Source organism: Stenotrophomonas sp. (assembly GCF_032066555.1).
Lineage (GTDB): Bacteria > Pseudomonadota > Gammaproteobacteria > Xanthomonadales > Xanthomonadaceae > Stenotrophomonas.
Window position 1 is genome coordinate 200,624 of the sequence record NZ_DAMBKV010000001.1, and the last position, 12,849, is coordinate 213,472.

The following is a 12,849-nucleotide window of genomic DNA, read 5'->3' on the forward strand; positions in this document are numbered from 1 at the left end:
CCTGCCCGCCTGGCTGGCCCGATTCCCTCTTCGAAAGTTGATATCTCCCGTGAATTTCTTTGTTTCCTGCGCCAAGGGCCTTGAATACCTGCTCGCCGACGAACTGCTGGCGATGGGCCTGCCGCGGGCGACCGCCACCATTGCCGGCGTCAATGCCGAGGGCGAGCTGCGCGACGCGCAGCGGGTGGTGCTGTGGTCGCGCCTGGCCAGCCGCGTGCTGTGGCCGCTGCAGGAATTCGACTGCCCGGACGAGAACTCGCTGTACCAGGGCGTGGCGGCAATGCCGTGGGACCAGCACATCAGCCCGGAGCTGACCCTGTCGGTGGACGCGCATGTGTCCGGCACCGCCATTACCCACGCGCGCTTTGCCGCGCAGCGGGTCAAGGACGGCGTGGTCGACAGCCTGCGTGACCAGGGCATGGAGCGGCCGTCGGTGAACGTCGAGTTCCCGGATGTGCGCATCAACCTGTCGCTGCGCAAGGGCAGGGCCACCATCTCCATCGACCTGGGCGGTGGCCCGATGCACCGCCGTGGTTGGCGCATGGCGCAGAACGACGCGCCGCTGAAGGAAAACCTGGCTGCCGCCGTGCTGCTGCGCGCCAACTGGCCGAAGATCCATGCCGAAGGCGGTGGCCTGCTCGACCCGATGTGCGGCAGCGGCACCTTGCTGATCGAAGGCGCCTTGATGGCCGCCGATGTTGCGCCGGGCCTGCAGCGCCACGGCAGCATCCCGCCCAGCCGCTGGCGTGGTTTTGACCAGGCGCAGTGGAAGGAACTGATGGCCGAAGCGCGCGAGCGCGAGCAGGCCGGTCGTGCCGCGCTCAAGCAGGTCATCCACGGCAGCGACATCGATCCGGCGGCAATCCGTGCGGCCAAGGAAAACGCCGAGGTGGCGGGCGTCAGCGAGGCCATCTGGTTCGGCGTGCGGGACGTGGCCGACGTGCAGGTGCCGCCGCAGGAAACCGGCTGCGTGGTCTGCAATCCCCCTTACGATGAACGCCTGGCCGCCGACACCGTGCTGTATCGCCGTATTGGTGATGCGCTCAAGCGTGCGGTGCCGACCTGGCGTGCAAGCCTGCTGTGCGGCAGCGCCGACCTGGCCTTCGCCACCGGCCTGCGTGCGGCCAAGAAGTACCAGATGTTCAACGGCGCCATCGAATGCGCGCTGATCGTCTGTGACCCGATTGCCGTGCCCGAGCGTGAGAACGCCGGCCAGCCGCGCGAACTCAGCGAAGGCGCGCAGATGGTGGCCAACCGCCTGCGCAAGAACCTCAAGAAGTTCAAGAACTGGCTGAACCGCGAAGGCATCACCTGCTTCCGCGCCTACGACGCCGATCTGCCGGAATACGCGGCGGCCATCGACGTCTACCGCGAAGACGGTGGCAAGAACCGCACCTTCCTGCATGTGCAGGAATACGCCGCGCCGGCCACCATTCCGGACGTGGACGTGCGCCGACGTCGCAACGAACTGCTGGCCGCCGCGCGCGAGGTATTCCAGGTGCCGGCCGAACAGGTCGCCCTGAAGTCACGTGAGCGTGGCAAGGGCGGCAGCAAGTACGGTCGTTTCGAGCAGCGCGGCGAGTTCATCCTGGTGCGCGAGAACGATGCGCTGCTGCGGGTGAATCTGTTCGATTACCTGGACACCGGCCTGTTCCTGGACCACCGCCCGCTGCGCACGCATATGGCGCAGGAAGCGCGCGGCAAGCGCTTCCTCAACCTGTTCTGCTACACCGGCGTGGCCAGCGTGGAAGCGGCGGTTGCTGGCGCCAGCTCGACCACCAGCGTGGATCTGTCCGGTACCTACCTGCAATGGTGTGCCGACAACCTCGCGCTCAACGGCAAGGGCGGCAGCCAGCACACCCTGGTGCAGGCCGATGCGGTGACCTGGCTGGAAGCGGAGAAAAACCGTTACGACGTGATCTTCTGCGACCCGCCGACCTTCTCCAACTCGGCGCGTGCCGACGATTTCGACATCCAGCGCGAGCATGTGCGCCTGCTGCGTGCAGCGATGGCGCGGCTGACCTCCGATGGCGTGCTGTATTTCTCCAACAACTTCCGCCGCTTCAAGCTGGAAGAGAACGCCATTGCCGAGTTCGCGCATTGCCGCGAAATCTCCGCGCAGACCATCGGCCCGGATTTCGAGCGCAATGCCCGCATCCACCGCGCCTGGGAACTGCGCCGGGTCTAAACCGCCGCACCTGTAGTGCCGAGCCATGCTCAGCGCTCGCCGGTAGTGCCGAGCCATGCTCGGCAGAGGCCTGCCCGATAAAACCGCCGCCCACCGTGCTCCCTCCCTTTCGCGCAGCGAAGGGGAGGGCTGGGGAGGGGGGCTTTTGCTTTGCTCGATAATGCCCCAGCCGAGCATGGCTCGGCTCTACCGGTGCTCCCTCCCTTTCGCGCAGCGAAGGGGAGGGTTGGGGAGGGGTGCTTTTGCTTTGCTCGGTAATGCCCCAGCCGAGCATGGCTCGGCACTAAATCAAGCTTGCTGCCGCCAATCCCGCTACCGGCAACACCCACGCCAAAGGGGCTATCCAGCGCGGCCGGTAGGGGTACAGGCCGAAAGCCAATAGCAGGCCGGCGACCGTCATCGCACCCAACCACCACACCGGCCCCAGCGCCCAGCCGTGTCGCCACACGCACAGCGCGAATGCGGCGGTCAGCAGGCCCCAGCCTAACCAGCGCCACAGCTGCATGCGTGCAGTGCTCGCAGCAGCCTTGCCGTAAAGGTCCAACTGGTGCTTTTCCATCGCAAAGGACAGCGCAACAAAGGCGGCGAACGACAAACCCAGGACAAGCAGCATCATGCGCTCGCCTCCGCAGCCGCTTGTTGCCTGCGCTTTTTCTCCGCGGCACTCAACGGTGGCTGCCAGTGCTGCATGCGCCAGCCGCAGTAGGCCAGCATCGCGCCGAAGGCGATCATGCACAGGTCGAAGCTGGCCAATACCCAGTCGCCGGCGGCAATGCTCGCGCCAAGATGCGCATTCGTGGTCGAGGCATTGAGCAGGGGGATCAAGGCAAACAGCGCCGCGCCCAGGTACAGCTGCCAGGCCCACATCATCCGCTTGGGCCAGATGAACGCCGCCAGCAGGGCGGCGCCCCAGGCCCAGAAAAACACATTGGCTTCGGCTGCCGGGCGCTCGGCCATCTGCAGCGGCAGCAAGCGGTTGCCCCAGAAATAGGCGGCAAAGGCAATCGGCAGGCCGGCTACCGCACCAATGTTCAAGGCATCGACCAGACGCAGGCCAAGGCCGGTCCTGCCGGACTTGGCATGCTTGGGCCTTTCCTTCACCGCCCATAGCACCACGCCACTGGCCACCATCAGGCAGCCGATCAGCCCGGAGATGAAGAACAGGGCGCGCAGTCCCCAATCGGCGAAGCGCGCCAGATGCAGGCCATACATCACACCGCGGGTTCGGGTGGCAGCGCCGGCCCCCGGACTGGTGTCCAGCAGCTCGCCAGTGACGGCGTCATAGCGCAGCGAAGGGGTGTCGATGGTCAGGCGTTTGCCGTCGCGTTGCTGGATGTCGATCACTGCATTGGCCGCACCCGGGCGATGCATCACGAAGCCGGCAACCTCGGCGCCATTCCAGTGCATGCGCGCGCTGTCCAGCAATTGCTGGATCGGCAACGGCGCGGCGCGGCCTTGGGCCGGCCCTTCGACCTCGGCCATGCGCGCGAAGGCCTCGCTGAAAAACGCATCCTCGTCGTTCGGGTAGGCCACTTTCACCCCCCAGGGCAGATACAGCAACATCAGCGTGACGATGCCGGTGTAGGTGATCATGGCGTGGTAGGGCAGTGCCATCACCGCGCTGACGTTGTGGAAGTCCAGCCAGGAGCGCAGTCCCTTCTGCGGACGGAAGGTGAAGAAGTCCTTGAAGATCTTCTTGTGGGTGATGACGCCGCTGATGATGGCCACCAGCATGAACATCGCGCAGAAACCGACGATGTAGCGTGCCCAGATCACCGGGATGTAGTGCAGGTCAAAATGCAGGCGATAGAAGAAATCGCCACCACGGGTTTCGCGCGCACTGACTTCCTGGCCGGTGTTGGCATCGAGGGTGGCGTCGCCAAAGCGGCCGCCGCCACGACGGCGACGCTTCTCACCCTCGGCTGGCGGTTTGACCATGGATTCGGGGTTGCGCCAGAACGTGCGCATGGTCGGATTGCGTGTGTCGGGCAAACTGACATTCCAGCTTTCGGCTTGCGGTGCCTTGTGCTGCAGGAAGGCCAGTGCATTGGCGGCGGCCTGGTCGGCACTGACCGTGCTGCGCGGCAGCTCAGGCCGCATCCAGCGGCTGATCTCCTCGCGGTAATAGCTGGCGGTGCCAGCCATGAAGATCAGCAGCAGCAACCAACCGACCAGCAAACCGGTCCATGTATGCAGCCACGCCATCGATTGGCGGAATCCGTTCTTCATGCGGCAGCTCCCAACCACTGGGTACCCAGCCACAACAGCGCGGTCGGGACCAGGATGCCGACCCAGGCACGCAAAGCGCTGCGGGTGGCGAACGCCCACAACGCGGCGCAGGCGCACAACACGATGGCGACCAGCATGCCGGTCAGCACCGCCTGGCTGCGGGCGATCGGCAAGGCCACCGCGAAGAACATCGAACAAGTGGCGGCCAAGGCATAGCCGCCAACGATGGCGGCCAGCGAGCGCGACAACACACCCAGCCAGGGGCGTGCGAGGAAACTGCCAAAACGGGTGTACCAGGGGCTGGCGAGAGGCGTGCTGTCCACGGAGACCTGCATAGTCGGATCAATACGGACGCCACCGGCGGTGCCGGTGGCGTGGTGTAAGTCGGCCGTCCCTGGCCGCCACTGCGTCGCAGTGGTTTCCCTGGAGGGATCAGAGCTTCCAGCGCAGGGTCAGCAGCACATTGCGCGGCTCACCCCAGTACACGCCGTTGTAGAAGCCCACGTTGCTGAAGTACGCCTTGTCCAGCAGATTGTTGACGTTGAGCTGAGCACTGAAGTTCTGGTTGAAGCGGTAGCCCGCCGACAGGTTCAGCAGGTAGAACGAGTCCTGGGTGATGCGCGCACTTACGGTGCGGCCACTGGTCAGGTAGTCGGCGGCGGGCTTGCTGCTGTTGCGCCAGATTTCGCTCTGCCAGGTGGCGCCGCCGCCCAGCCAGAAGCGACCTTCGGCACCGCCCGGACGCCAGCTGGTGTTGAGGCGGAAGGTGTCCACCGGGGTGGTGGTGTTCTGGCGAACGCCTGCCTGGCTGTAAGTGGTGGTATGGGCGAAGCCGGCCGACAGGTTCCAATGCTCGCCCAGGCTGCCCTGTGCTTCGACTTCCCAACCCTTGACCTTGTTGCCCTTGCCGGTGGAACGGTAGGCGCTGGAACCATCGGGCAACGAGTTCACCGGTACGCTGTCGTCCAGTTCGGCGACGTTGTCCTTGACGCCCTTGAACATGGCGGCCGAGGTATTGAGCAGGCCATCAAAGAATTCAGCCTTGAAGCCGGCTTCCCACATGTCGCCGACCACCGGCTCCAGGTAGCTGTTGTTCTTGTCGCGGTAGTTCTGCGGCTGGAAGATGTCGGTATAGCTGGCGTAGGCGCTGAAGTACTTGTTGATGTCGTAGATCAGGCCAAGATACGGGGTAAGCGTGTTCTCCGGCTTGTAGCCAGTGCGGGTGGTACCGGTGCGGTTGCCGGCGGTGTCGTAGCTGTAACGCCAGGTCTTGGTCTCCCAGGTGCTGTAGCGGGCACCGGCGACGGCCAATAGAGGGTCAGCCAACTGCAGGCGGGCGGCGACATAGGCAGCGCGCTGCTTCAATTCATCTTCCGAACCCAGGTAGCCGTTGCGGACGATCGGCAGTTCCGGGATGTTGCCGGTCCAGTTGCGCCAGTCCGGCACCTGCGCGTAGTCGTCGGGATAGTCGGGGATGGTGATGGACGGGTACTCGCCCTTGCGCACGGACTCGCCCAGACCGAACACCAGCTCGTGCTCGCGGCCGAACAGTTTGAAGTTGCCACCGACGTTCACGTCGAACACATCCATCGTGCTCTGTTCGGCGAAGTGAGAGAGGTAGGCGGTGACGCCAGTGCCATCCGGGCGCGGGAAGCCATTGGCGCCGTACCAGACGCTGCCATCGGTTTCACGGTCGGCGTGGGTGAAGCTGCCCTTCAACGCCCAGCCGGCGCCGAGCTGCTGCTCGATGCGGGCGAAGCTGGTCTTCTCGACGATCGGCCACTGGCTCCACGATGCCGACAGGTTGGTTGAGCGCGGCAGCTTGGCCGGCTTGCCGTCCACACCCCAGTAAGGCACCACGCCCCAGGTCACGCCGGAGGTCTCCGGTGACTGGTACTCGTAGCCGAGCTCAAGCAGGGTGCTGTTGCTGACGTCGGCCTGGATGATGCCGTAGAACACGTTCTTGTCGAGTTTGTAGACATCGCGGAACGAGTCGCTCTGTTGCTTGGCGGCGACCGCACGGGCGCGGATGCGGCCGTCCCAGGCCACCGGGCCGCCGATATCGAACTCCATGCGCTGGTTGCCCCAACGGCCGAGCGTCAGGTTTGCGCCCATCTGCACGGTGTCGGTAGGGCGCTTGCGCACGAAGCTGATGGTGCCGGACGGATCGCCTGCGCCGGTGGTCAGGCCGGTGGCGCCACGCACCACTTCGATGCGCTCGTAGATCACGTTGTCGGTATTGGTCTTGATCGACCCACCAAACGTGTTGAGCATGCCGTCGACCTGGAAATTGGTGATGTTGTAGCCGCGCGAGACGTAGTTGATGCGCTCGCTGTCGGTGACAGACACATGCACGCCGGTAACCTGGCCCATCACGTCGGACAGCGAGAACAGACCCATGTCGTCCAGCCGCTGACGGGTGATGACAGTGACCGACTGCGGCGTCTGACGCAGTGACAGGTCCAGCTTGGTCGCGGTCTTGGCGTGCTTGACGGTATAGGAGTTCGCCAGCTCGCCTTCGGCGACGACCTTCACGGCATCCAGCGTGGTTGCATTGTCTGCCGGTGCTTCTGCGTGCGCGGAAGCCGGATTGCCAGCCAGAGCGACCGCCAGCGCGGTCGATAGCAGTGAAAGCGAAAGCGGAGTGGTTGCACGGGGGTTATGCATCGGCGTTTCCTGAGTGGCGAAAGTGGTGCGGCCAACAGGAGGAGTGCCCACGGCTCTGCTACACGACTGGCGTGTGAGGTGCCGGAAGAGGTTTCCCGCGTGCTGCCCGCATGTGCTGCGCGTCGGCCCATTGGGGTCGCGCGGCTTGGTATCTATCGGGGGTACACGGGGCTTGGCGGGTGGATGCGGTGCATCGCTGCCGCGAGGGGCTGGGCGTACGGCCTAGTTAGTAACGATAACCATTCTTATTTGTGAGGGCAAGCTAAATTGTCTTTTGAGAGCGTTGAACTTTCTGGAGTGCGATGTTTTCGCGCAGGAAAGTGATCTCTCAAGGCTTCCATGGATCGCGTTGTGCATCGTGGCAAGTGTCAAAAAGAAAAGAGCCATGGATTGCTTGTGGGAGCGGCGTAAGCCGCGAAGCTCACAAGCTGTCCAATCACTGGCTCGATCGCAATCCGGAGATGTGGTTGGAATGCACGGATTGCAGGACATGTATCGTCCGGATGGGATCTCAGCTTCGCGGCTTGCGCCGCTCCCACAAGAAGCGCGGCTGGTGTAGGAGCTGCGTCAGCCGCGAAGCTCACGATCTGTCCAATCACCGGTTTGGTTGCAATCTGGAAATGCGCTTGGGCTCGTGCGGATCGCGGAAACGCGGTGACCTGACAGGGAACCGGCTTCGCGGCTTACGCCGCTCCTACAAGCGTTGCCGGTCCCACGTTGGCTGGGTCAGAACTTCAGCCAGCCGGTCAGGGCATGCAGCAGCAGGCCGATCAGGCCGCCTACCAGCGTCCCGTTGAAGCGGATGTACTGCAGGTCGCGGCCGACGCTGAGCTCCAGCTGCTCCACCAGCTTCTTTTCATCCCATGCCTTCACGGTCTGGGCGATATGGTTGGTGACGCCGCTGCGCAGGCGGTTGGTCAGCTTTTCCGCGCCCGCCAGCATGTGCTGGTTCAGCGCGTCGCGCAGGGCCGGATCGCTGCCGATGCTGGTGCCCAGCTTGCCAAGGCTGCGTTCCAGGTGGCCGGCCAGCACCGAGTCTTCGCGGGACAGGTCGGTGCGCAGATAGTCATGCACGCGCTGCCACAAGCCCTGCACATATTCCTGCACCGCTGGGTGATCGATCACCTGCTGCTTCAGTGCGTCCACTTTCGCAGCCAAGGCGGGATCGTCGCGCAGGCGGCGGATGTAATCGGCGATCCATGCAGCGTAGTCCTGCCGCAGTGGATGCTCGGGCTGCGACAGGATCGCCTGCAGCTCTTCCAGACCGGCGCGCGCCAGCCTGTCGGCCAGTGAATCGCCGATCTCGTCGATGGGCTTGACCCAATCCACGGTGCTGGCCAGCTTGGGCCATTCCTTGCGGATGTAACGCACGATCAAGGCCGAGGCTTGTTGTCGTACCTTGTCGTTGTCCAGCCAATGGGCGATGCGGGTAAGCCCTTCATCGAGCACGCGCTGGTGGCGGTTGTCGGCAGTCAGCAGACCCAGCAGTTCACCTGCGGTTCCCGCAGCGTTCCATTGCCTCAGCTGCGCCACCACGAAGCCCTGGATGGAACGACGCACTGCCGCCTCGTCGAGCAGGTCCAATGCCTGCACCGCCCAGCCGCGTGCCATCCCGGCCAGCATCCTGGCCTGCGCCGGTTGCGCCAACCATTCGCCCAGGCGGGTGGCGGGGTCGAACACCTTCAGCTTGGCCAGCAGTGCTTCCGGCTCCAGGAAATGGTCGCGGACGAACACCGCCAGGCTGTCGGCGATGCGTTCCTTGTTGCGCGGAATGATGGCCGTATGCGGAATCGGCAGGTTCAACGGTCGCCGGAACAAGGCCACGACCGCGAACCAGTCCGCCAGGGCGCCCACCGTGGCCGCCTCACAGAAGGCACCCACCCACGCCCAAATGCCGCGTTCGCCGTTGATGTGGCTGACGACGAAGCCCGCCAGCATCGCCAGCAGCATTGCCACCGCGTACAACTTGAGGCGGCGCAACTGCGCGCGGCGCGGATCGTCCTGTGGGCTCACGGCTTAGTCGCTGTCCTTTGCGCTTACCGCCCGGCGGAAGCAGTGGTTGCCTGCAGGGTGCGCCCATTCGCCGGCACGCTGGGGGCCGTCCGCGGTGCTGGTATCGAACTGCGCGCACAACTCGTAATGGGTGGGATCCAGGGCGCGGTAACGGTAGTCGGGCCCACCGCCGGGATCCTTGTAGGTCAGGACCATGCCGGGTTGCGCGGCCAGCGCGAGGATGTTCGGCGGCAGCGCATCGTTCTCGCGCCAGTAGTTGCCGGCTGCGATTTCCAGCGTGCGCAGATGCGATACGCGCGCCTCATCCAGCCGCTTGAGTCGTTGCTGCGACGGTGAATCGATCACCCAGACACCGGCTGCAATTGCGGCTGCAGTGACGATGCCGGTCGCCCAGAGTACGCGGGTGCCCCAAGCAGTGCGGCTCATGCCTCGACCTCCTCTTGGCGCAGGTCCCACAGGTAGTAACCGAACACCGTGCCGGCGATGGCGCCGACCACCAGCACCTTGAGCACAAAGCGCAGGCTGAGGTCGCCACCGAGCAGATTGAAGACCAGGGCGGTGAGGTCGCCGATCAGGACGGTGGCCGCCACGAACAGGGTCAAATAGGTGAGCCAGCGGCGTACCGGCGACAACCGCTTGATCGGATGCCTGTCCACGTCGCGGCTGACGCGGTGGGCGGCGAAGACGAACACCGGGAAGGCGATGACCAGGGCCGAGATCGCCCAACGGATACCTCCGCTCAAGCGCATCAGCTGCCAATCGGGATCAGCCGGGTCGGGCAGGGCGTACTGGATAAGCTGGAACAGCAGGCTGCCCAGGTTCCAGGTAAAGAAGTACAAGGTACTGAACAGCACCAGATAGGCGAAGGCTTCGCGAGCCGACAGCGAGGCGCGTGGGCGTGGTACCGGTAGCGGGAAATCCACGTCGGCCCAACCGCCGAGCACGCCGCTGATCTGCTGTTCGCTCCAACCGGCGGCCAGCAGCGCGCTGCTGACCTGCTGGCGGCTGTGTCCGCGCATCAAGGCATCGCGGACAAAAGCTTCAAGTTCGGGGGAGGCCGAGGCCATCACATGCTCCTTGCAGGGATGAACGCAGCCTAGGCGGCCGGCTCAGTGCAATCAAGCGTCGATGGGCTCTTCTGCCTGGGCGGCCAGCATGCGTGCGCGCAGGGCATCCAATTCCATGCGCAGGGCCTGGTTCTCGGCGGTGAGCGAAGCCACGCGCTGGCGCAGGGCCTGCATTTCCGGGCTTTCGGCGGCGCCATCCAGGCCATCCGCTTCGGCCATGCTCAGCGGCTGTCCTTCGTCATCGGCATCTTCGCGTGCAGGCTTGGGCTTGCGCTTGGCATCGCGCACGCGCTTGGCGGCCTGCTTCAGTTCATCCTTGCCGCCACGGGCTGCCGCGCGCTGCTCTTCCTCCGGCAGGCTGGCCACGGTGGCGGCGGCACTGAGCGAGATCGCGCCCACGCGCATCGCCTCGATCACCTCGGCGGCGGCGTGCTCGTGGATCTTCTCGATCATCGTCACCTGGCTGGGACTGAGCTTGGCTTCGCGGGCCAGATCGGCCTTGGACAGCTTGGGCGCGGGCTCCCACGGCGGGGTGTCGGCATCGCTGTTGGCGTCGTTGATCGCAGCTTCACCGTCGCTCTCACGGCGCAGTTGCTCCTGTTCAGCCCGACGGCGGGTTTCCAGGATGTCGCGCTTGCGCAGGGCGAGCACGCCGCGCTGGTAATCGGAGACGCTGCGCCGGCCCAGGTGCTGCTCGATCATCCACAGGTGCACGTCATCCATGGACTTGAAGCGGGTGTTCTGCACGGTGTTGAACGGGATGCCATGCTTGGAACAGATGCCGTAACGGTTGTGCCCATCGATCAGTACATCGCCCCACAGCACCAGTGCGTCGCGGCAACCCTCGGCCAGCAGACTGCGCTCCAGCGCGTCGTGCTCGTCCTGCGTGAGCGGATCGATATAGGCCTTGAGTTCTTCGTTGACGATGATGTCCATGAGCGCTGCCAGAAACGTGGAGCGGCATTGTGAAGCCAGCACGAGCCGGGGCCAACCCTTGTAATTGCGGAAAATAACAGGTCCGTGTCGGTGCCCTGCGGTGGTCGGCGTACCATGAACGCCAGCGACAAAGCCTTCGCAACCGGGAAAACCTCATGAACACGCCCCATATCCGTGAACAGTGGCAGAGCCTTGCCGACCGTATGTCGCTGCGCACCCGCGCGTTCATAAATGGGCAGTACGTGGACGCCGCATCGGGTGCCACTTTCGACTGCATCAGCCCGATTGACGGGCGCGTGCTGGGCCAGATCGCCGATGCTGGCCAGGTCGACATCGATCATGCGGTGGCGGCGGCGCGTCGCAGTTTCAGTGCGGGGCATTGGGCAGCACTGAAGCCGGCCAGGCGCAAGCAGGTCTTGTTGAAGTTGGCGGCCCTGGTGGAGGCGCATGCCGATGAACTTGCCCTGCTCGAGACCCTGGACATGGGCAAGCCGGTGGCGCAGGCACGGCAGGTGGATATCGGTGGGGTGATCCGCTGCATCCAGTGGACGGCGGAGGCGGTGGACAAGTTGTACGGCGAAGTTGCCCCGACCGGTGCCAACGAATTGGGCTTGATCACGCGCGAGCCACTGGGCGTGGTCGGCGCCATCGTGCCGTGGAATTTCCCTTTGCTGATGGCAGCTTGGAAGATCGCGCCGGCACTGGCGGCCGGCAATTCGGTGGTGCTCAAGCCTTCGGAGAGGTCGCCTTTGAGCGCTTTGCGCTTCGCCGAGCTGGTGAGCGAAGCCGGTGTTCCGGATGGTGTGTTCAACGTGGTGCCCGGCACTGGCAAGGGCGCCGGCGAGCCGCTGGCGCTGCATATGGACGTGGATGGCTTGGTGTTCACCGGCTCCACTGCGGTTGGCAAGCGGCTGCTGCAATGTGCAGGTCTGTCCAACATGAAGCGCGCCTACATGGAATGCGGCGGCAAGAGCCCGAACATCGTGTTTGCCGATGCGCATGATCTGGACAAAGCAGCTGAGGCGGCGGCGAGCGCGATCTTCTACAACCAGGGTGAAGTGTGCACGGCCGGTTCGCGTCTGCTGGTGGAGCGTTCGATCAAGGACGCGTTTGTCGCCAAGGTGATCGAGCATGGCCGGCATATGCAACCTGCGCATCCGTTCGAGCCGAAGGCAGCCATGGGTGCGATGGTGGATGAAGCACAGACCCAGCGCGTGCTTGGTTACGTGGAGAAAGGTAGCGCGGAAGGCGCGCGGCTATTGCTGGGTGGCAAACGTGCGGATGTCGTTGCTGGCGGGTGCTACATCGAACCGACGGTGTTTGATGAAGTCAGTCCGCAACAGAGCATCGCCCGCGAGGAGATATTCGGCCCGGTGCTGTCGGTGATCGCGTTCGATGGCGAGCAGCACGCCTTGCAGTTGGCCAATGACACCGAGTATGGCTTGGCGGCCGGCGTATGGACGCGCGACGTATCACGTGCGCATCGGCTTGCGCGTGGCCTGCGAGCGGGCAGCGTATGGGTGAACTATTGGGACGGCGGCGACATGACTGCGCCGTTTGGTGGGTACAAGCAATCAGGCAATGGCCGCGACAAGTCCTTGCACGCTTTCGACAAATACACCGAGATGAAGGCGACCTGGATCAATCTGGAAGGCTGATCTGCTCCCTCCCTTTGGGCGTAAGCCAAGGGGAGGGGGCTGGGGAGGGGTTGGCTGTTGAGCTTCGGTTATTGCGTTTGAAGCCTTGCAA

The 12,849-nt window shown here is 64.4% G+C and carries 10 protein-coding genes; 2 read left to right on the top strand and 8 right to left on the bottom strand.

All coding sequences use genetic code 11. From position 1 onward, the window contains the following. Positions 1 to 49: 49 nt before the first annotated feature. Positions 50 to 2,188, top strand: coding sequence for a bifunctional 23S rRNA (guanine(2069)-N(7))-methyltransferase RlmK/23S rRNA (guanine(2445)-N(2))-methyltransferase RlmL (gene rlmKL, locus RT131_RS00910; RefSeq protein WP_313169451.1), 2,139 nt, complete (start codon positions 50 to 52; stop codon positions 2,186 to 2,188). 283 nt (positions 2,189 to 2,471) lie between these two features. On the opposite strand, the gene RT131_RS00915 is transcribed toward rlmKL, so the two are convergent. The 8 genes from RT131_RS00915 to RT131_RS00950 all read right to left on the bottom strand — a co-directional run bounded on the left by RT131_RS00915 (position 2,472) and on the right by RT131_RS00950 (position 11,100). Then, positions 2,472 to 2,804 (bottom strand): DUF3325 domain-containing protein, encoded by a 333-nt coding sequence (locus RT131_RS00915; protein WP_313169452.1) that lies wholly within the window; start codon positions 2,802 to 2,804, stop codon positions 2,472 to 2,474. Beyond that, positions 2,801 to 4,417 (bottom strand): PepSY-associated TM helix domain-containing protein, encoded by a 1,617-nt coding sequence (locus tag RT131_RS00920; RefSeq protein ID WP_313169454.1) that lies wholly within the window; start codon positions 4,415 to 4,417, stop codon positions 2,801 to 2,803. Before RT131_RS00920 ends, RT131_RS00915 begins: the two co-directional genes overlap by 4 nt. Next, a complete protein-coding gene (locus RT131_RS00925) occupies positions 4,414 to 4,752 on the bottom strand; it encodes a DUF3649 domain-containing protein (protein ID WP_313169456.1) in 339 nt (112 codons plus the stop codon). Before RT131_RS00925 ends, RT131_RS00920 begins: the two co-directional genes overlap by 4 nt. 97 nt (positions 4,753 to 4,849) lie before the next feature. Next, positions 4,850 to 7,084 (bottom strand): TonB-dependent siderophore receptor, encoded by a 2,235-nt coding sequence (locus RT131_RS00930; RefSeq protein ID WP_313169458.1) that lies wholly within the window; start codon positions 7,082 to 7,084, stop codon positions 4,850 to 4,852. Between the two features lie 726 nt (positions 7,085 to 7,810). After that, positions 7,811 to 9,097, bottom strand: coding sequence for a DUF445 family protein (locus RT131_RS00935; protein WP_313169460.1), 1,287 nt, complete (start codon positions 9,095 to 9,097; stop codon positions 7,811 to 7,813). Positions 9,098 to 9,100: 3 nt separating this feature from the next. Then, positions 9,101 to 9,523, bottom strand: coding sequence for a hypothetical protein (locus tag RT131_RS00940; RefSeq protein ID WP_313169462.1), 423 nt, complete (start codon positions 9,521 to 9,523; stop codon positions 9,101 to 9,103). After that, positions 9,520 to 10,164: a DUF5671 domain-containing protein gene (locus RT131_RS00945; RefSeq protein WP_313169463.1), complete on the bottom strand. Its 645-nt coding sequence runs from the start codon at positions 10,162 to 10,164 to the stop codon at positions 9,520 to 9,522. The genes RT131_RS00940 and RT131_RS00945 overlap by 4 nt, the downstream gene beginning before the upstream one ends. Positions 10,165 to 10,215: 51 nt before the next feature. Then, positions 10,216 to 11,100, bottom strand: a complete 885-nt coding sequence (locus RT131_RS00950; RefSeq protein ID WP_313169465.1) for a plasmid replication/partition related protein — start codon at positions 11,098 to 11,100, stop codon at positions 10,216 to 10,218. Positions 11,101 to 11,255: 155 nt separating this feature from the next. Here RT131_RS00950 and RT131_RS00955 point away from each other — a divergent pair, with 155 nt between their 5' ends. After that, the gene (locus RT131_RS00955; RefSeq protein ID WP_313169467.1) at positions 11,256 to 12,758 is read left to right on the top strand and encodes an aldehyde dehydrogenase; all 1,503 of its coding nucleotides are present in this window, start codon (positions 11,256 to 11,258) and stop codon (positions 12,756 to 12,758) included. Positions 12,759 to 12,849: the final 91 nt, after the last annotated feature.